Origin of the sequence: Sphingobium sp. MP9-4 (assembly GCF_005281675.1) — a bacterium.
Classification (GTDB): Bacteria; Pseudomonadota; Alphaproteobacteria; order Sphingomonadales; family Sphingomonadaceae; genus Sphingobium; species Sphingobium yanoikuyae.
The window spans coordinates 205,794-225,011 of record NZ_LUFI01000001.1; the positions used below are offsets into that span (position 1 = coordinate 205,794).

The window sequence follows — 19,218 nt, forward strand, 5'->3', positions numbered from 1 at the left end:
CGGTCCCCTTAGCTGCGATAGTCCGCGTTGATCGAAATATAGCCGTGGGTCAGGTCGCAGGTCCACACCGTGGCGCGGCCTTCGCCCAGGCCGATATCGACGCCGATGACGATATCCTGCCCCTTGAGATGGGCAGCAACCGGCGCCTCGTCATAGCCGTCGAGCGCCAGGCCGCCGGCCGCCACCTGGGTCGCGCCGAAACGGATGGCGAGCTTGTCGCGCTCGGCCGGTTCGCCCGCCTTGCCGACGGCCATGACGACGCGGCCCCAATTGGCGTCCTCGCCGGCGATCGCGGTCTTCACCAACGGGGAGTTGGCGATGGAGAGGGCAATGCGGTGGGCGCTGGCATCGCTCTCCGCACCCTCGACTGTGATCTCGATGAACTTGCTGGCACCTTCGCCGTCGCGCACGACCAGATGGGCGAGTTGGCGGCACAGGTCGGACAGCGCCGCAGCAAAGGCATCCGCACCGGCATCGTCCATCGATGCGAGCGGCGCATTGCCGGCCTTGCCGGTGGCGAAGGCCAGCACCGTGTCGCTGGTCGAGGTGTCGCTGTCGACGGTGATGCAGGAAAAGGTCCGCTTGTTGGCGGCCGAGAGCATCTGTTGCAGCAGTGCCGGATCGATCGCGGCGTCGGTAAAGATATAGCCCAGCATCGTCGCCATGTCGGGCGCGATCATGCCCGACCCCTTGATGATGCCGACCAGGTCGACGCGGGTGTCGCCGATCATCGCCGAGACATGGGCGCCCTTGGCATAGGTGTCGGTGGTGCCGATCGTGTTCGCCGCATCCTCCCAGCCGCAGGGCGCGGTAGTGAAGGCTGCTTCCAGACCCGCCTCGGCCTTGTCTATGGGCAGCGGCACGCCGATGACGCCGGTCGAAGAGACGAAGATATCGGACGGCTGGCACGACAAGTGATTAGCGACCTTGGCGGCGATCGCTTCTACCGCCGCGCGGCCACGATGGCCGGTAAAGGCGTTGGCGTTGCCGGCATTGACGACGACGGCGCGCGCCTGGCCCATCGGGATGGCGTCGCGGCACCATTCGACCTCAGGCGAGGGGCATTTGCTCTGCGTCGTCACGCCTGCGACCGCCGTGCCCGCATCCAGCTCGACATAGGTAAGGTCGCACCGGTCCCAATTCTTGTATCGCGCCTTGGCGACACGCAACGTCACGCCAGCAATGGCGGGAAGGGCGGGGAAGGCGGCGGGGGCGAGGGGGGAACGGTCGGTCATGGGGCGCGGCATGAGCGAAATCCCCCTTTGCGTCAATGGCTCGATCGGGCGCTAGTCCCGCAGATAGAGGCGCCCGACGCCATCGGGCATCGGGACCATGCGATAGCCATGGCCACGGGCATAATTGTCCAGGCTGTCGTCGGGCCGCAGCGGCAATTTCCGTGTGCCATGTTCATAGCCGGTAAGGATCGCCGCCGGCATGGCGCGATCCAAGCCTGGCAGGGTGGCAGGCGTCAGCGCATGGAGCCGGCGCGCCTGCTCGGGGCGGAGCGTCCAGCCGGTGCGATAGACGAACGGGCCGGTTGCAAGGCGCGGATCGAGCGCCAGGCCGCTGTCGATTGCGAGATGCGGGGAGAGGGTGAGGATATCGGCGCCGCCCGCGGCGCGCACCGTCCTGCCCAGCCAATCGGCATTGGCCTGCACGGCCAGCAGCGGCGATCCGGCACGGGCGGCCGTTACCAGATCCCGGATCGAGGGAATGAGACCGGGGATCGCTGCCAGGCAGAGCAGCGCCAGCATCGCCTTGCGCCGCAGCGGCCGCCAGTGACGGGCATCGTCGAACAGATAGCCGAGGGCGAGGGCAAGCGGCGGCAGCAACGGCATCAGATATTGCAATTGCGTCGGGGTCGGCAGCGCGGCGCCGATCAGGGCGCCGGCGGTCATCCATATCGCCAGCCGGCGCCCGGATGAGCGCATGCGGCCACGGGTCGCGATCCAGTTGGCGATGAGCAGCAGCAAGGCGACAAGGGCAGGGCCCTTCCAGAGATATTTGAGAAGGTCGCGCAGCTTTTCGGCCGTCGCCAGCTCCTGCGCGGCGCCGTTGGCGGCATACCAGGCGTGGGGCGCGGTCATGCCATAGGTCAGGACGCCGTAGAGAAAGCCGTCTGGCCCCGATGCCCAGGCGATGGCCATGGGCGCCATGCCCAGCAGCGCGCCGAGCGACAGGCACAGGGTCGCGCGAATAGCCGGCCGGCAGCCGCTGGCGATGACGAACAGGCCCACGGTCGCGCCGAGCGGAGCGAAATTGAGCTTTGTCGCGATCGCAAGGCCATAGAGGATGCCGGCCCCAAGCCAGTGGCGGTCCGAGCGATGACGCAGGCCAAGCAAGGTCAGCAGCATTGCGGCGGAGGCCAGCAGGGTTGCCAGCATATCGTTGCGGACCACGGAGCCGCTGAACTGGAACGCGGCTGTTGCCGCCATCAGTGGCATGGCCAGGGTAGCGCTGGAGCGCGATATGCCTGCCGCACGCTGGGCCGCCCAGATGAGCGCAAGCGTCGCGAGCGCCATGACGGCGGTGGCAAGGCGCATCGCCAGTACCATATGGCCCGATGCGATCAGGCTCAGCGGTGCCAGCCCCCAGGCGTGCAGCGGCGGCTGAAGATAAAGAAAATCGCGAAACATGACCGCATGCCCGCTGAAATAGGCACCGGCGACATATTGGCTTTCGTCATGATCGAAGGGCGCCGCAATCGCGGCGATCAGGAACCAGCCGATCAATGCGCTGACCAGCAGCGCCGCCAGAGGCAGGCGCAATCGGCGCGACGGCGCCATGGAAATGGAACGATACACCCTGTTTGCGACCCTTGTTGTCGTGGCGCTCTTGCGGCGGCGTGCGCCCAAACGCAAAATATTTTCGGCGGCGCGTCGCGCCTGCACGACGGCAGGACGGCGCGGCTACGGCAAAACCGCATCGGGCAAAGCCGTTACAGCCGTGCGACAGTCCGTCGCATTGATTGACTATCGGCTGTGCCGTGCCTAAATCGCGGCGCACATCTGCCCATGTGTCCGTTGGACCCATGGCCCCCTCATTGTCAGGAATTTGCATGTTCGGCGCACTCGCCAAGTCTATCTTCGGATCGTCCAACGAACGTTATGTGAAATCGCTGGGCAAGGTCATCGACCAGATCGCCGCCTTTGAACCGACGATCCAGGCGATGAGCGATGAGGAACTGGTGAACCAGACGGCGCGCTTCCGCGAGCGCCTGGCCAATGGCGAAACGTTGGACGGCCTGCTGCCCGAAGCCTTTGCGACCGTCCGCGAAGCGTCGGTCCGCGTGCTCGGCATGCGTCACTTCGACGTCCAGATGATCGGCGGCATCGTCCTGCATCGCGGCGAGATCGCCGAAATGCGCACCGGTGAGGGCAAGACGCTGGTGGCGACGCTCGCCACCTATCTGAACGCGCTTGAGGGCAAGGGCGTCCATGTCGTCACCGTGAACGACTATCTGGCCAGCCGTGACTGCGAATGGATGGGTCAGGTCTATCGCTTCCTGGGCCTCACCACCGGTGTGATCGTGCCCAACCTGTCGGAAGACCAGCGCCGCGAGGCCTATAATGCCGACATCACCTATGCGACCAACAATGAACTCGGCTTCGATTATCTGCGCGATAACATGAAGTTCGATCGCGGTGCGATGGTCCAGCGCCCGTTCAACCATGCGATCGTCGATGAAGTCGATTCGATCCTGATCGACGAGGCGCGCACGCCGCTGATCATTTCCGGTCCGACCGACGACAAGTCGGAGCTGTATGTCGCGGTCGACGCGATCGTGAAGCAGCTGGTCGAGGAGGATTATGAGAAGGACGAGAAGCAGCGCACGATCACGCTGACCGAAGACGGCACCGAGAAGATCGAGCGCCTGCTGGAGGCCGCCGGCCTGCTCCAGGGCAATAATCTCTACGATTTCGAGAACACCCAGGTCGTTCATCACGTCAACCAGGCGCTGCGCGCGGTGGTGATGTTCCGCCGCGACATCGACTATATCGTCAAGGACGGCAAGGTTGTCATCATCGACGAATTCACCGGTCGCATGATGGATGGTCGTCGCTGGTCGGATGGCCTGCACCAGGCAGTGGAAGCCAAGGAAGGCGTCCAGATCGAGCCGGAAAACCAGACGCTCGCATCGATCACCTTCCAGAATTATTTCCGCATGTACCCCAAGATTTCGGGCATGACCGGCACCGCGTCGACCGAAGCGACCGAATTCTACGAAATCTACAAGATGAACGTCGTCACCATCCCGACCAACCGGCCGGTGCAGCGCGTCGACGAGGAAGATACGTTCTACAAGAATCTGGAAGACAAGTTCCGGGGCATCGCGCGCACCATCAAGGAACATGCCGAAAAGGGTCAGCCGGTGCTGGTCGGCACCGTGTCGATCGAAAAGTCGGAAATGCTGTCGGAATTCCTCAATCAGGAAGGCGTCAAGCATGCGGTCCTGAACGCGCGCTTCCACGAGAGTGAAGCCCATATCGTTGCCCAGGCAGGCCGCAAGGGCGCGGTGACGATCGCCACCAACATGGCTGGCCGCGGCACCGACATCAAGCTGGGCGGCAATCTGGAGATGCGGGTCGAGGACGAACTGCGTGATATGCCGGAAGGCCCCGAGCGCGAGGCGGCGATCGCCCGTATCGAGGTCGAGATCGAAGCGGAGAAGCAGGAAGTGCTAGCCGCCGGCGGCCTGTTCGTGCTGGCGACCGAGCGGCACGAAAGCCGTCGTATCGACAATCAGCTGCGCGGCCGTTCGGGCCGTCAGGGCGATCCCGGCCTGTCGCGCTTCTACCTCAGCCTCGACGATGACCTGATGCGCATCTTCGGCCCGGACACGATGTTCGCCAAGATGATCCGCTCCAACCTGGAGGATGGCGAGGCGCTGCCCCCGTCCAAGTGGCTGAGCAAGGCGATCGAGACCGCCCAGCGCAAGGTCGAGGCGCGCAACTACGACATCCGCAAGCAGGTCGTCGAATATGACGATGTCATGAACGACCAGCGCAAGGTGATCTACGAGCAGCGCAGCGACATCATGGACGCCGAAACGGTGGACGATGTCGTTACCGACATGCGCCATGAGACGGTCAACGACCTGGTCGGTGCATCCTGCCCGCCGGGCACCTATCCCGAACAATGGGATATGGAGCGGCTGAAGCTGCGCACCGCCGAAGTGCTGGGTCTGGAGCCTGATTTCGACGCCTGGCTGGCTGAAGACGCCGTCGATCCGGAAATGATCGAGGAGCGGCTTGCCGGTCTGGCCGACGCGGCCATTGCCGAGAAGACGCAGGAAGTCGAAGCGGCCGACTGGCACATGATCGAGAAGAGCATCATGCTCCAGAGCCTCGACCATCACTGGAAGGAGCATCTCTCGACGCTCGACGCGCTGCGCCAGGTGGTGCATCTGCGCGCCTATGCGCAGAAGACGCCGATCAACGAATATAAGCAGGAAGCCTTCGCCCTGTTCGAGCGCATGCTGGAGAATATTCGCGAGGACGTGACCAGCTCGATCGCGCGGGTGCAGTTCCGTATGGAAGCGCCGCAGCCGCAGTTCGACCTGCCGGTGCTGCCGGACTTCATCACCACGCATATCGACCCCTTCTCGGGCGAGGATAATAGCGCAGATATCGATGGCAGCCAGCTGGCGGGCATCACCACCACCATTCCGCGCGCACCGGTGGACAATGTCGCGCCGGGCGAGTTCGCCAATCTCGACATCAGCCGCAACGCGCTTTGCCCCTGCGGTTCGGGTCAGAAATACAAGCATTGCCATGGTGCGCTAAGCTGAGGCGCGACCACAGGCGAAAAACAGGGAAGGGCGTTGCCGATGGCAGCGCCCTTTTTTTGTTTTGATCCTGCAATGAAAAGGCGGAACTCTTGCGCTGACAGGCCGTTGCGCATTGCGCCTATGCGATGCGGACCGGATGTTCCGGCGGAAGGAGAAGGGCATGAGGAAATTTGCGATGGTGCTGGCCTTGGCTGTGATGGCCGCCCCGATGGCGGTAACCGCCCAGCCCCCCGGCCACGGACAGAACAAGCCTTCGCACAATAATGGCAATGGTCCGGGTAATCGGCCGTCGGGCCATGATGGCGGACCTGGCCATGGGGCATCGCACGGCAAGCCGTCGCACAATAATGGGCGTCCGCCGTCAGCGGGCAGACCGTCGCATTCCGCCTCCCACGGCGGAAAATTTTATCCCGACCAGCATTATCGCCCCGGTTCGTCGCGCGATCGCTATCGCATCGATCGGAACACGCGGGTCTATCGCGGTGGTAATGGGCGCTATTATTGCCGCCGTAATGATGGCTCGACCGGCCTGATCGTGGGCGCCGCCGTCGGCGGCCTCCTGGGCAATGCGCTGGGTGACGGCGATTCCGGCGTGCTGAGCACGATCCTGGGCGCAGGCGTCGGCGGCGCGCTGGGCCGCGAGATCGACCGCGGCAACGTCTATTGCGAATGATCGATCACCAGAATGCGGAGTGCCGCCGATCGCGTGATCGGCGGCACTTTTCGCGGGCGGGGCCGGTGACGGGAGGCCATTTATTGAACGCCTGTGATGTCGGCGCGGCGCGGCGCGGCGCTCCGCTGATGGGGCTCAAGCGGCTTGAGACGCTTCGATTAGTGATCCCTCACTTCGCAGATTTAAGTTCGATAATATATATTATGTTAAATCACGGGTTGGACGGATGGGAGGTCTTCCTCCTCATCCATCTCAATCCTCCAGGATGCGGCTATGGGCTTTGGTGTCGCGCATGCGGACATAGACCGTCAGCGAGATCGCGATCATGATGCTCACATAAATATAGAAAGCGGATTCCCTCCCGGACTGTTTGAACCAGAGCGCGACGAACTCGGCCGTGCCGCCGAACAAGGTGTTGGCCAGCGCATAAGGCAGCGCTACGCCGAGCGCACGAATATGTGCCGGAAACAGTTCGGCCTTCACCACCGCGTTGATCGACGTATAGCCGGTGACGATCACCAGGCCCGCCATCACCAGCAGTCCGGCGACCAGCGGATCGCGCGTTACCGCCAGCGTGGCGAAGATCGGATAGGTGCAGAGCACGCCCATGATACCGAAGCCGATCATCAGCGGCTTGCGCCCGATCCGGTCAGACAAGGCACCAGCCAACGGTTGCAACAGCATGAAAATAAACAATGTTATCCCATTGATTTCCGACGCTGTTTCACGACCAAAACCGGCCGTGTTGACGAGGAATTTCTGCATGTAGATGGAATAGGCATAGAAGGCGATCGTGCCGCCGGCGGTCAGCAGCATCACCGTCAGCGTTTCGCGCGGATGATTGGTGATGAGTTCGATGAAACCGGACTTGGGTGCGCCTTCGGCTTGCGCCACTTGATAGCTTTGCGTTTCGGCGAGGCCGCGCCGCAGCCAGAAGACGATCACCGCCAGCGCCCCGCCAATGGCGAAGGGAATGCGCCAGCCCCAGGCGTCAAGCTCTGCCTCGGTCAGGATCGACTGGAGCAGCAGCAGCACGCAGATCGCCACCAACTGCCCGGCAATCAGCGTCACATATTGGAAGCTGGAATAGAATCCGCGCCGGTCCTTGCCGGCCATTTCGGTGAGATAGGTCGCGCTGGCACCATATTCACCACCAATCGACAGGCCCTGCATCAGCCGGGCAAGAACGAGCAACAGCGGCGCGCCGACGCCGATCACCTCATAGCCCGGCGTCACCGCGATCAGCAGCGATCCGGCACACATCAGCGAGACCGACAGGGTCAGGCCACTCTTGCGGCCATGCCGATCGGCATAGACGCCCATCAGCCAGGCGCCGATCGGTCGCATCAGGAAGCCCACGGCAAAAATGCCGGCCGCGCTCAGCAACTGGGCGGTGCGATCCTCGCTCGGGAAGAAATGCGGGGCGAAGTAGAGGGTGAAAGCGGCATAGGCATACCAGTCATACCATTCGACCAGATTGCCGGTGGAACCGCCGATGATCGCCTTGAGCCGGGCGCGTTTGTCGGGTGCCGCCCCCTGCCCCTCATGTGACATCATGGCGTCAGCACCATTTCACCATTTTCAACGCTCCAGCTCTTGAGACGGGACAGCATGTTCATGCCGATGACATTGACGTCGCCCAGCGCCGGCGAGACGACGACCTCGACATCATTGGCGCGCAGCGGCCCGACCGTCAGCGTCGAGATGCTGGCGCGGCGCGCGTCGATCTTGCCATTGGCGGTGTTGAGCGGGATCGGGGGCGCATTCATGTCGATATTGAGGCCAGTGGCGCGGGCGGTATTTTCCGAAAGGGCGGTGATGGTCGCGCCACTGTCGATCAGGAAGCGCGCGGACATGCCGTTGACCATGCCCTCCACCCAATAATGGCCGTCCGGCGCGACCGGAATGCGCACCACCTGACCATCGGACTGGATCGGCGGTGGGGCCGGCGGCGGCGCGGGCTGTGATATGGACCCGGCACTGTTCTGCGGCTGGAGCAAGGCCCCATCCTCCGCCGCGAACCGTGCCGGCATCAGCCCCGCCTTCTGGGCGAAGGTGAAGAGGCCGAGCAGGGCGCCGAAGATCAGCACCCAGAGCAGCGCCATCCGCACGAAGCTGCCCAGCGCGATGCGACGGCCAATGAGCGCAGAGCCAACCAGGACCAGGGCGAGCAGATACCAGATGCTGGACATCGCCTGATCCGTGCCGTCCATCAGTGGGGTGCTCCGTCGTTGAGGTCGATGACCAGCCCGTCATAGCCCGGCTCCACCCCTTTGGGGAGCGTGGCGCACAGGGTGGCATAATCCATGCTCTGGTCCATATGGGTGAGGATCGCGCGCCAGGGCCGGGTTGCCATGATCCCTGCCAATGTCATCTCCAGATGGGCATGGGTGGGATGCGGCCGGGCGCGCAGCGCATCGACCACCCAGATGTCGAGATCGTCGAAGAGCGCCAGCATATCCGGCGTTATTTCATGAAAATCCGTGGCATATCCGACATGACTATCATCATGACTGAAGCGAAATCCAGTCGAATAAATGTCGCCATGGGGCATGTCGGTGCAGGCAATGTCGATATCGCCGATCCGCAGCCCATCGGGCAGATCATGCGGGACGATGATCGGCGGATAGCCCCCCCTCCCCGCAAAGGCATAGGCAAAGCGGGCCTGGAGCAGGCGCATCGTCTGGGCACGGGCATAGCCGGGGATCGGGCTGCCGCGATGATGGAACAACTGGCGAACATCGTCGATGCCATGGCTGTGATCGGCATGGTCATGGGTCCACAGGATCGCATCGATGTCGATCACGTCGGCCGCCAGCAACTGCGCCCGCATGTCGGGCGAGGTATCGACCAATATCCGTGTCGTCGCGCTCTCCACCAGGATCGAGACGCGGGTGCGGCGGTTCCTGGGTTCCTTGGGGTCGCAGGCGCCCCAATCATTGCCGATCCGGGGAACGCCGGAGGAGGTGCCGCTGCCAAGGATGGTCAGCTTGAGGCTCATGCCTGCGGCCGGCCCTCAATCTTGGCGAATAGACGCAGGAAATTGGCCGATGTGGCCGCCGCCAGATCCTCGATGCTCTCACCGCGCAGATCGGCAAGGAAGCGGGCCGTGTCGGCAACGAAGGCCGGTTCGCACGGCTTGCCGCGATGGGGCACCGGGGCGAGGAAGGGCGAGTCCGTTTCCACCAGCAGCCGGTCGAGCGGCAGGCGCGCCGCCGTTTCCTGCAGATCCTTCGCGCTCTTGAAGGTCACGATGCCCGAAATGCTGATGCAGAAGCCAAGGTCCATCGCCGCGTCGGCGAAGGCACCGCTGGCGGTGAAACAGTGGATGACGCCGCTATAGGCCCCCTTCCCCATTTCGTCCCGCATGATCGCCAGCGTATCCTCTTCCGCTTCGCGGGTATGGACGATCAGCGGCAGGCCGGTCTCGCGGCAGGCGGCGATATGGCTGCGGAAGCTCTTCTGCTGCCGCTCGCGATCGCTATGGTCGTAATAATAATCGAGGCCCGTTTCGCCGATGCCAACGACGCGCGGATGGGCCGCGCGCTCGACCAGCTTGGCGGTGTCGACATGGGGATGCTCGTCCGCCTCATGCGGATGAATGCCCACGGTCGCCCACACATCCGCCTCGCGCACCGCCGTGCCCAGCACATCGTCCCACTCGCTCTCGCGGGTGGCGATGTTGAGCATCAGGTCGACGCCGCGTGCGCGGGCGCGTTCCAGCACATTCTGCTGATCCTCGATCAACCCCTTGTAATTGAGGTGACAATGGCTGTCGATCAACATGGGTTCAGGCGTCCGCTTCGGTCAGTTCTAGGCGCGGGAAGAGCGGCTTGGGCGCGGCCAGCACGAAATCGCTTTCGGCCAGGTCGCTATACCAATGATCGCCGATCGCGCCATAGCTGCGCTTGTCCGCCGGCACGCCCATATGGTCGAGCAAGGCCGTGGCGCTCGCCGGGATCACCGGCTGGATCGCGACCGCCAATTGGGCGATGGCGATATAGAGCGTCGCCAGCACTGTCTCCATCCGCTCGGGATCGGTCTTGCGCAGCGACCAGGGTGCCTGCACGTCGATATATTGGTTACAGGCAAAGGCGGCGCGCAACCAGGCATCAATCGCCACCGACGGCGCCAGATCGGCCATGGCGGCGGGCAAATCACCGCGCACGACCTTGTCGATCAGCGCGAACAGCTCCGTATCGGCGGCGTCATGGCCATTGAATGCCGGCAGGCGGCCTTCAAGATTTTTGGCGATGAAGCTCAGCGTGCGCTGGGCGAGATTGCCGAACGCATTGCCAAGGTCGCTGTTGGAACGCTGGACGATCGCTTCCGCGCTATAGCTGCCATCATTGCCAAAGGTCACTTCGGACAGCAGGAAATAGCGCAGCTGGTCGACGCCGAAGCGTTCGGCCAACTCCATGGGGTCGGCGACATTGCCGACCGACTTGGACATCTTCTCGCCCCGGTTCAGCAGGAAGCCATGGCCGAACACCTGCTTAGGCAGCGGCAGCTTCGCGCTCATCAGGAAAGCCGGCCAGTACACCGTATGAAAACGCACGATATCCTTGCCGATGATATGGGTGATATCGCCACCCTTCGCCCAATAGCGCGCCATCCGCTCGGCATCGTCAGGATAGCCGCAGCCGGTGATATAGTTGGTCAGCGCATCGACCCAGACATACATGACATGGCCGTCGGCGCCGGGCACCTGGACACCCCAGTCGAAGCTGGTGCGCGAGATGCTGAGATCGGACAGGCCGCCCTCGACGAAGCGCAGGATTTCGTTGCGCCGGCTTTCCGGGCGGATGAAATCGGGCTGGCTGTTATAGAGGTCGAGCAGCTTGTCCTGATATTTGGACAGGCGGAAGAACCAGCTTTCCTCGACGGTCCATTCGACCGGCGTTCCCTGCGGCGACAGCTTGACGCCGCCTTCGCCCTCGGTGATTTCCTTCTCATCATAGAAAGCTTCGTCGCGGACCGAATACCAGCCCTCGTAACGGCCCAGATACAGGTCGCCATTGGCCTCCATCGCCTGCCAGATCGCCTGGCTGGCGCGGTGATGATCCGGTTCGCTGGTGCGGATGAAACGATCATAGCTGATATTCAGACTATCGTTCATCTGCTTGAAATAGGATGACATCTCATCGGCCAGTTCGCGTGGCTCGATCCCACGGTTGCGCGCCGTCTGGGCCATTTTCAGCCCATGTTCGTCGGTTCCGGTCTGGAAGAAGACATCGCGGCCCATCATCCGCTGGAACCGGGCGATCGCGTCGGTGGCGATCACCTCATAGGCATGGCCGATATGCGGACGGCCGTTGGGATAGGAGATGGCGGTGGTGATGGTGTAAGGCTGCGACATGCAGCCTCCCTAGCGGCTGTTCGCGTCGCCGCAAAGCCGCTTTTCAGGTCGCCGCCTCAGCCAGTGCCGCGACATGGCCGCCCAGCTCGAAAACGACCGAGGCCGGGTCAAGCGACAGGATCACCGCGCCACCCGCCAGATGGCGGGCCGCTTCCCAATGATCGAGCGCGCTGCCGAGTGCCGGGCCATGGCGAGTCCGGGCGGCCTGGGCGATGAAGGCGGGCGCGCGCTCCAGAAAGGCTTCGTAACGCGGCTTGGCCGCCTTGCCCGCCAACGCCTTGGCCAGGCGCAAGCGCTCCCGATTGCCGGGATCACCGTCGGCAGCGATCGCGAGCAGCGATTTTTCGAGGCCCGCAAGATCGAGGCCCGCATAGCGCAGCGCGCGACCGGGCGAGCCCTCCCCCGCGCGCAGCAGCGCGTCAAGTTCCGGCCCGGACAGGCTTTCATCCTCGCGCCGGAGCACCGTCGCCATGGCACCGTCCGGCAGCGGATCAAAGCGCATCGTGCGGCAGCGCGAGCGGATGGTGGGCAGCAGCCGGCCGGGCGCATGGCTGACCAGCAGGAAGATCATGTCCGCCGGCGGCTCTTCCAACGTCTTGAGCAGGGCGTTGGCGGCGCCGCGCTCCAGATCATCGGCGCTGTCGATCACGACGATGCGACGGGAGGAGAGCGAGGGCGCCGACTGGATCAGCCGCTGCAGGCCGCGCACCTGATCGACGCTGATGTTGCGCGCGGTAACCCCATCTTTCTCCAGCGGCGCCAGTTCGGCATAGTCGGGATGCGCGCTCGCCTCGATCAGGCGGCGGATTGGGTGGCTTTCGGGAACAGCGAGCCCCTCACCCTCTATCTTCGGGCCGGCCGCATCCGCCAGCAGGCGCATCGCCATGGCGCGGGCGAAGCTGGCCTTGCCGATGCCCCGCGGGCCGCTCAAGATCCAGCCATGATGCATGCGCCCGCTGCTTGCCGCCGCAAGTAGGGTCTGCGCCTCGGCGTCATGCCCGACCAGTGACGTCATGACAGCAGGTCGTCCAGTGCCGCGAGCAGTCGGGCAGTGACCCCCTCCGCCGCGCCGGAAGCGTCGATCGCGCGGACCCGTGCCGGCTCATCGGCGGCAAAGCGGACGAACGCATCGGCCACGGCACGGTGGAAGCTGCGGTCGCGACCGCCGATCCGGTCCGACACGTCGCCGTCACGGGCATGGGCGCGCGCTTCCGCTTCCGTTTCGGGGAGGGTCAGAAACAGGGTGCGGTCGGGCAGGAAGCCGGCGCTGCCGATCTGGTGCAGCGCCAATATGTCGGCATCGCTAAGTTCGCCCTGTCCCTGATAGGCACGGCTGCTGTCGAGGAACCGATCGGACAGCACCCAGGCGCCACGGGTCAGCGCCGGGCGGATCGTCTTCTCGATATGGTCGGCGCGCGCGGCGGCGAACAGCAGAGCTTCGGCGCGGGCATTCCAGCGGTCCGCACCGCCAGTCAGCAGCATGGCACGGATCGCTTCCGCCCCCTCGCTGCCGCCCGGCTCGCGGGTCTCGACAACCTCCAGCCCGCGCGCGCGCAGAGCCGCCGCCAGCGCACGAATCTGGGTCGACTTGCCGGCGCCCTCGCCGCCTTCGAGCGTGATGAAACGGCCTGTGATCACCCGAAGAAGGACTTCAGACCATTCCACAAACGACCGAAAATGCCCGCTTCCGCGACATCTTCACCAGCGACCAGCGGCAGCACCTGGGGCGGCGTATCCGGGGTCTGGACAATGAGCTGGGCGATCTGCTGGCCCTTGGCAATCGGCGCCTTGATCGGGCCAGTATAGACGACCTTCACCTTCACATTGGCCGACGCGGTGCGCGGCATGGTGACGGCCATATTCTGCGGCGCGACCAGCGACACAGTCGATGCGCTGCCCAACTGAACCGCGGCGGTCTCGACCGTCTGCCCCTTCTTGAACAGCGGCTGCGCCTTCCAGGCGCGGAAGCCCCAGTCCATGAAGCGGACGGATTCGGCGATACGGCCGTTGAAGCTGGTCAGGCCCGCAACCACCATCACCAGGCGGCGGCCATCCTGTTCGGCCGAACCGGTGAAGCCGAAGCCGGCTTCCTCGGTGTGGCCGGTCTTGAGGCCATCGGCGCCCGCGATCTTGCCCAGGATCGGATTGCGATTGGCCTGCGCAATGTCGGAGCCGCCCATGGTCTTGCCCCAGGTGAAGGAGCGGGTGGCGTAGAATTTCTTGTAGAGATCCGGCGTCTCTACGATCGTGGCTTCGGCAAGCTTGGCCAGATCTTCGGCGGTGACATAGGTCACGCCCTCGTCAGGCCAGCCGTTGCTGGTGCCGAAATGGCTGTTCTTGAGGCCCATGCGCTTGGCCTCCTCGTTCATCAGTGCGACGAACGCCTGCTCGGTGCCGGCAATGCCCTCAGCCAGCACGACGCAGGCGTCATTGCCCGACAGGGTGACGATGCCGTGCAGCAGATTTTCAACCGACACCTGCTCGCCCACCGACAGGAACATGGTCGATCCGGCCTTGGGGCCGTGCCATTGCTGCCAGGTTTCCGGACGGACCGTGAATTTGGTGTCGAGCTTGAGTTCACCCTTCTGGATCAGGCGGAAGGCGACATGCGCCGTCATCATCTTGGCCATCGAGGCCGGCGGCATCCGGGTTTCGCCGCCCTTGTCATAGAGGACGGCGCCCGAGGAAAGATCCTTGAGATAGGCGATCGGCGCCTCGCTCGTATAGGGCGGGGCCGCGGCAACCAGCGGCTGGGCCAGCAGACCGACGAAGAGAGTGGCGGCAACGGTTTTCTTCATGAACTCAAGCCTTCGACTGGATAGATTCGCTGGACGCATCGCTATGATTAGCGCGCGTCATTAGCCATGACACGGACATTCGCAAAGCCCTTCGCTGCCGCCGCCTTCACGCCGGCCTGCGCCGCCTCCTGCGAGGGATAAGGACCATAGCGCACCCGCCAGACCGGACCGGCCGCCACGGCGTGCGCGCCGATCTGCCTGGCCAGCGCCTCGGCCCGGCTTTGGGAAGAAAGCGCTGCAACCTGAACGACATAGCCGCCGGACACCGGTTTTGTCGGCGCTGTGGTCTTCGGGGCCGACCTGGGAGTGGGCGACGCGGGCGCATCGAAGGATACGCCGGGACGGCTGGAGTTGCCCGCGGCAGGGATGGCCTGAACGACGGGACGCGCGGTCTGAACCTGCACCGGCTGGCTTGCCGGCACTTGCGCCAGGCGCCCGCGTAGCACCTTCAGCAGGGGTTGCGGCGTCTCGATCCGCTCGGGCGCGCGTTGATGGGCGCGCAGCAGCGCCTTTTCCTGCTCGGGCGGATTGACCCGGCGGACGCGAACGGCCGCGGCGCCATCACCGGTAATGCCCAGTTGCTCGGCCGCGCCGCGCGACAGGTCGATGAGCTTGTCGTCGCTGAACGGGCCGCGATCGTTGAGCCGGACCAGGATGGTGCGACCGCTATCCAATGCCGTCACCTCGACATAGCTTGGCAGGGGCAAGGTCTTGTGCGCGCCGCTGATCGCCGACGGCACGAAATCCTCGCCATTGGCCGTCGGCTTGCCAATCGCCTCCTCGCCATACCAGCTGGCATAGCCGACCTCGTCATAATTGACCGGATCGGCCGGGACATAGGTCTTGCCGCCCACGCTATAGGGTTCGCCGATCTTGACCGGTTCGTCCGCAACCGCTGGCGCCGTTACAGGTGTCGCGGGGCGCGGGGCCGGCGGCGCAACGGCCTGCTCGCCGCCGCAGGAGGCCAGCAGAGACGCCGCGCCGCCCAGCGTGAGCCAGTTCCTATTGCTTGACCGCATCGGCCAGCAACCCCACGGAAAGAGCGTAGAAATTGGAGCAATTATAGTCGAGGATCGCGCGATAATTGCTGGTCAGCAGATAGGCGGTCTTGCCCGGCCCATCCGGCTCCAGGAGGGTCGCCATGACAGTGTCCGCTGGCCAGATGCCGCTGGCCGGGAACAGGCCCAGCTTGCGCCACTCGGCCATGCTCAGCCAGCGGCTGTGGCGGTTGAAGACCCGCGGGCAGCGCGGCGCCGTCGTGCGCGCCGCCACCGAGGCGCGGTTGAAGCTGGTCGGCACGCTGACCGCTACGCCCCAGGGCTGGCCCCGCCGCCATCCGGCCGCAACGAAATAATTGGCGATCGAGGCCAGCGCATCCGCCTGGCTGGTCCAGATGTCCGCCCGGCCATCGCCGTCGCCATCCTTGGCGAGCTTGAGATAGACCGAGGGCAGGAATTGCGGATAGCCGGTCGCCCCGGCCCAGCTGCCGACCAGCCGGCTGCGCGGCACGCCATCGTTCAGCATCTTGAGCGTCGCCAGCAATTCCGGCTCGAACAAGGTGCGTCGGCGCCCTTCATGCGCGAGCGTGGCCAGCGACCGGATCAGGTCGAAATCGCCGGTATAGGAGCCATAATTGGTTTCGTGGCCGAAAATGGCGACCATGATTTCCTCGGGCACGCCGGTTTCCGCCTCGATCCGGGCCAGCCGTGCGCGATTGGCGTAATAGACCGCGCGTCCGCGACTGATCCGCGCGGCATCGACATGCTTGACCCGATAGGGCTCGAAATTGGGAATGGGCGAATAGGCGCCGCCGCCCGGCTGGCTCTGATCCAGCGCCACGACGCGCGGGTTGATCGTCAGGGTCGGGAAGACAGCGTCCAGCGTCGCGTCGCGAATGCCCATGGCGCGTGCCTTGGGGCGCAGGGATTCCAGATAGGCGCGAAAGTCCCCATCATCCTGCGCGATCGCGACCTGTGGCGCAGCCAATCCTGCCACAACCGTCGAAAAACCCATCATCAGCGCAATGGCCAGCGAATTGAACCGAGAATCTGCCATGACCTTTTGTGGCACAGCCAGGGCGACCGGCGAAACCCCTATCCGATACGAAGTCGCGAATGGACGACCATTCCCTTCAATATTGTCATTTTTGCCCTTGGCTTGTTCGCCCGCTTCGCTAGGAAGCGTCGCAACGGAAGTGTGGCCGAGTGGTTTAAGGCAGCGGTCTTGAAAGCTACTGGAGCTTGCGACCCGTGTGCGGAATTAGGAGTGTGGTTACAAGGGGTTAGCATGGTTCAGGTTTGCCGGGAAATTTCACCCGTAAGCCTGTCGTAAGTTGCCAACCCTAAAAACGCAAGGAAGAGTGTCCGAGTGGTTTAAGGAACCGGTCTTGAAAACCGGCGACGGGGCAACCCGTCCGTGGGTTCGAATCCCACCTCTTCCGCCAGTTGCAATGGGGGACGAATGCCAAATCAACATGTTCTGCAACGCCTCACAGGTTTGCAATCCATTCTAAATGGCGTGCATCAGAGCAGCGTAGGATTATCGTCAGCGACGATTGGGCAAGAGCGGGCCGCGTTTGTTGATGAGTTTCTAAGCAAGGTGCTTCCCCCCATCTATCGGTTCGGAACAGGTGATGCGACTGATGCTGCTGGAGCCAAAAGCGGACAACTGGATGTAGTCGTTGAATATCCATTTGCGCCTTCCCTGCCGATGGTAGGAGCCGGACAAAGTCGTCTTTACCTTGCAGAATCTGCTGCGGCAGTGATTGAAGTAAAATCGAACCTATCCAACCAATGGAACGACGCCGTTAATACCGCCAAGGCTCTTGCACCTCTCAAGAGATCGTTTGGTGCGACTATGAGTTTTGGTGCTGGGCCGCAGCCTCAAATTCCCATGTTTGCCGTCGGTTATACTGGCTGGAAGACAATGCCACCGCTTCAATCAAATCTGAACAATTGCCCAGATATATTTGGGGCATTGGTGATTGATGCCGGCCTATATGCTTCGAAGAGCGGTCTTGTTGCAACTGGACCCTGGGCACTATGGGGCTTAATTATTGATCTCCATTTTGTGACCAACTCGCTTCAAAGCGCGTCAACTAGCCCTCTTGACTATGCGAAGTAATTTTTAGCGCATTACCTGAACGGCGCTCCATGTCCCGTCATGCTCCCAATTGCGGAGGGCAGCGACGACCGCCACCATGTCCCGCCGGTCCAGCGCTCCGCTCTCAATGCCAGGCAGCACCTCATGCTCGACCCAAGCATCGAACGAGCCAAACATGACCGTGAAGGGCGACGGCTTCGGCTTCTCCGCTTCCTCTATCCGCTTGATGCGGCGTTGAAGGGCGCGGATGCCTGCCATGTGGTTATTTCAATCCGAGGTGGAAACGCAGATCAAACGGCATGTCGGGCGCGCCAGAGCGCACCACCGGCACGGATGCAGGCGGTGGAGTGGGTTCGAGCATGACCACAGGTTCCGGCGCTGGTGCAGCGGGAACAGCCTTGCGCCCCATCGCTGCATAGATGGCAGGCGCGGCTTCAATGAGGGCTTCGCATTCCAAGCGTTGCATCACCGCATCAATCGCCATCTGCTCCCGCATGGTAGCAAAGTGACGCGGTGCCAGCATGGCGCGAATCTCCGCCTGCTGCTCGCGTTCAATACGGCGGCGCTCCGCCAACGGTATGTCAGCTTTCATATGTCACCTTCAGTTGGACCAGAATGTCATAGGCATCGGCGCGCACGCGCCAGTCGTCGCAGTCGCGGAGCACTTCGATCATGCTCTTGATGATGCCCCGCCGCATCTGCCCGCGCTCCTGATCGGTCATGCGCGCGACCGCTTTGCAGAGGGGGTCAAAGCGCCCTGACACGAGCATGTCGTCATAGCTGAACGGCACGACATAGAGCGGATGTGCCATGCGGTCCGCCATGCTGACCGCCCAGTCCACTTCCGCCTGATACTCCTCTATCCCGCGATAGGGCATGTGGTGCAGCACGCGGTTGCCCGCCTCGTCGTATCCAAAGAACGACGCACGCACGAACACATCGTCGTCGCCAATGGCGTGGGCATGGACGTAGTTTCGTTCGGTTCGGATGATCGGCATCAGGGTGCCCCTATGAGTGGATTTTCGAAGCCGCCGCCATCGCCCTGAACCTGTGGCCAATTTCGCCGCTCACATTCACAAAGCATTGGTTGTGCACGCAAGCCTTAATCAGGGCGGGTCCAGATGCGTATTCCGTGAAATCAGCAAAGTTCCCTGCGACCGGGCAGAACGGCAATGCGGCGGTAATTAGGTCCGAAATGCCATCATGCATCGCTTCCTTGCCAATACCGGAACGGGCGACGAGGACGATGTAAAGATTCAAACCGCTCTTGGGAATCACCCAAACCTTACCGCAGATCCCCGCCATCAAGCCCAGCGCCGCCGTGATCGCTACTTCGGGAACCGGGAGCAGCGCGCTCTGATAGACATACTGTGTGAGTAGCCCCTAGTTTTCTAGACGCCTTCTGCTTTCAGAATCTGCTGCCGTTCGAACTGGTTGGGTGACAGCATCCCGTTCCTGATCTGCTTGCGCACCGGGTTGTAGAACATCTCGATGT

General features: G+C 63.3%; 19 protein-coding genes and 1 tRNA gene. 4 read left to right on the forward strand and 16 right to left on the reverse strand.

The genetic code is table 11. The features are described from left to right. Window positions 1–8 precede the first annotated feature (8 nt). Both argJ and A0U87_RS00945 read right to left on the reverse strand, forming a co-directional pair. Window positions 9–1,235, reverse strand: coding sequence for a bifunctional glutamate N-acetyltransferase/amino-acid acetyltransferase ArgJ (gene argJ, locus A0U87_RS00940; RefSeq protein WP_048937080.1), 1,227 nt, complete (start codon window positions 1,233–1,235; stop codon window positions 9–11). 51 nt (window positions 1,236–1,286) lie between these two features. Next, window positions 1,287–2,804, reverse strand: coding sequence for a glycosyltransferase family 39 protein (locus A0U87_RS00945; RefSeq protein WP_234415564.1), 1,518 nt, complete (start codon window positions 2,802–2,804; stop codon window positions 1,287–1,289). Between the two features lie 254 nt (window positions 2,805–3,058). Between A0U87_RS00945 and secA the strand changes: the two genes are divergently transcribed. Both secA and A0U87_RS00955 read left to right on the forward strand, forming a co-directional pair. Further along, entirely contained in the window at window positions 3,059–5,791 is a 2,733-nt protein-coding gene (secA, locus tag A0U87_RS00950) for a preprotein translocase subunit SecA (RefSeq protein ID WP_048937078.1), read from the forward strand. A 160-nt stretch (window positions 5,792–5,951) separates the two neighbouring features. After that, complete coding sequence (locus A0U87_RS00955) at window positions 5,952–6,464, forward strand: glycine zipper 2TM domain-containing protein (protein WP_164488868.1); 513 nt, start codon at window positions 5,952–5,954, stop codon at window positions 6,462–6,464. A 252-nt stretch (window positions 6,465–6,716) separates the two neighbouring features. On the opposite strand, the gene A0U87_RS00960 is transcribed toward A0U87_RS00955, so the two are convergent. The 10 genes from A0U87_RS00960 to A0U87_RS01005 are packed head-to-tail and all read right to left on the reverse strand — an operon-like array spanning window position 6,717 to window position 16,676. Next, entirely contained in the window at window positions 6,717–8,021 is a 1,305-nt protein-coding gene (locus A0U87_RS00960; protein ID WP_080993537.1) for an MFS transporter, read from the reverse strand. Next, window positions 8,018–8,677, reverse strand: a complete 660-nt coding sequence (locus tag A0U87_RS00965) for a TIGR02281 family clan AA aspartic protease (RefSeq protein WP_137405182.1) — start codon at window positions 8,675–8,677, stop codon at window positions 8,018–8,020. The genes A0U87_RS00960 and A0U87_RS00965 overlap by 4 nt, the downstream gene beginning before the upstream one ends. Beyond that, the gene (locus A0U87_RS00970; RefSeq protein WP_048937075.1) at window positions 8,677–9,465 is read right to left on the reverse strand and encodes an MBL fold metallo-hydrolase; all 789 of its coding nucleotides are present in this window, start codon (window positions 9,463–9,465) and stop codon (window positions 8,677–8,679) included. Before A0U87_RS00970 ends, A0U87_RS00965 begins: the two co-directional genes overlap by 1 nt. After that, window positions 9,462–10,250: a TatD family hydrolase gene (locus A0U87_RS00975; protein WP_048937074.1), complete on the reverse strand. Its 789-nt coding sequence runs from the start codon at window positions 10,248–10,250 to the stop codon at window positions 9,462–9,464. The genes A0U87_RS00970 and A0U87_RS00975 overlap by 4 nt, the downstream gene beginning before the upstream one ends. Window positions 10,251–10,254: 4 nt before the next feature. Beyond that, complete coding sequence (gene metG / locus A0U87_RS00980; RefSeq protein ID WP_048937073.1) at window positions 10,255–11,823, reverse strand: methionine--tRNA ligase; 1,569 nt, start codon at window positions 11,821–11,823, stop codon at window positions 10,255–10,257. Between the two features lie 43 nt (window positions 11,824–11,866). Then, complete coding sequence (locus A0U87_RS00985; RefSeq protein ID WP_048937072.1) at window positions 11,867–12,838, reverse strand: AAA family ATPase; 972 nt, start codon at window positions 12,836–12,838, stop codon at window positions 11,867–11,869. Continuing rightward, window positions 12,835–13,461, reverse strand: a complete 627-nt coding sequence (gene tmk, locus A0U87_RS00990; RefSeq protein WP_048937071.1) for a dTMP kinase — start codon at window positions 13,459–13,461, stop codon at window positions 12,835–12,837. The genes A0U87_RS00985 and tmk overlap by 4 nt, the downstream gene beginning before the upstream one ends. Continuing rightward, on the reverse strand, window positions 13,458–14,621 hold the full coding sequence (locus A0U87_RS00995; RefSeq protein ID WP_048937070.1) for a D-alanyl-D-alanine carboxypeptidase family protein: 1,164 nt from the start codon (window positions 14,619–14,621) through the stop codon (window positions 13,458–13,460). The genes tmk and A0U87_RS00995 overlap by 4 nt, the downstream gene beginning before the upstream one ends. Before the next feature lie 47 nt (window positions 14,622–14,668). Beyond that, window positions 14,669–15,640 carry a septal ring lytic transglycosylase RlpA family protein gene (locus tag A0U87_RS01000; protein ID WP_048937069.1) on the reverse strand — a complete coding sequence of 324 codons (972 nt, stop codon included), beginning with the start codon at window positions 15,638–15,640 and terminating at the stop codon, window positions 14,669–14,671. After that, window positions 15,624–16,676 (reverse strand): lytic murein transglycosylase, encoded by a 1,053-nt coding sequence (locus tag A0U87_RS01005; RefSeq protein ID WP_137405183.1) that lies wholly within the window; start codon window positions 16,674–16,676, stop codon window positions 15,624–15,626. Before A0U87_RS01005 ends, A0U87_RS01000 begins: the two co-directional genes overlap by 17 nt. Window positions 16,677–16,974: 298 nt before the next feature. Between A0U87_RS01005 and A0U87_RS01010 the strand changes: the two genes are divergently transcribed. Together A0U87_RS01010 and A0U87_RS01015 are read left to right on the forward strand one after the other, a co-directional pair. Further along, window positions 16,975–17,064: transfer RNA gene (locus A0U87_RS01010), tRNA-Ser, on the forward strand. A 17-nt stretch (window positions 17,065–17,081) separates the two neighbouring features. Further along, entirely contained in the window at window positions 17,082–17,744 is a 663-nt protein-coding gene (locus tag A0U87_RS01015) for a DUF6602 domain-containing protein (protein ID WP_137405184.1), read from the forward strand. Window positions 17,745–17,747: 3 nt separating this feature from the next. On the opposite strand, the gene A0U87_RS01020 is transcribed toward A0U87_RS01015, so the two are convergent. From A0U87_RS01020 to A0U87_RS01035, 4 genes are read right to left on the reverse strand one after another with little or no spacing between them, the layout of a single operon-like run. Next, on the reverse strand, window positions 17,748–17,981 hold the full coding sequence (locus A0U87_RS01020) for a hypothetical protein (RefSeq protein ID WP_048937067.1): 234 nt from the start codon (window positions 17,979–17,981) through the stop codon (window positions 17,748–17,750). Window positions 17,982–17,985: 4 nt separating this feature from the next. Next, a complete protein-coding gene (locus A0U87_RS01025) occupies window positions 17,986–18,315 on the reverse strand; it encodes a hypothetical protein (RefSeq protein ID WP_048937066.1) in 330 nt (109 codons plus the stop codon). Beyond that, complete coding sequence (locus A0U87_RS01030; RefSeq protein ID WP_048937065.1) at window positions 18,305–18,721, reverse strand: hypothetical protein; 417 nt, start codon at window positions 18,719–18,721, stop codon at window positions 18,305–18,307. Before A0U87_RS01030 ends, A0U87_RS01025 begins: the two co-directional genes overlap by 11 nt. 10 nt (window positions 18,722–18,731) lie before the next feature. Then, a complete protein-coding gene (locus A0U87_RS01035; RefSeq protein ID WP_137405185.1) occupies window positions 18,732–19,031 on the reverse strand; it encodes a hypothetical protein in 300 nt (99 codons plus the stop codon). Window positions 19,032–19,218: the final 187 nt, after the last annotated feature.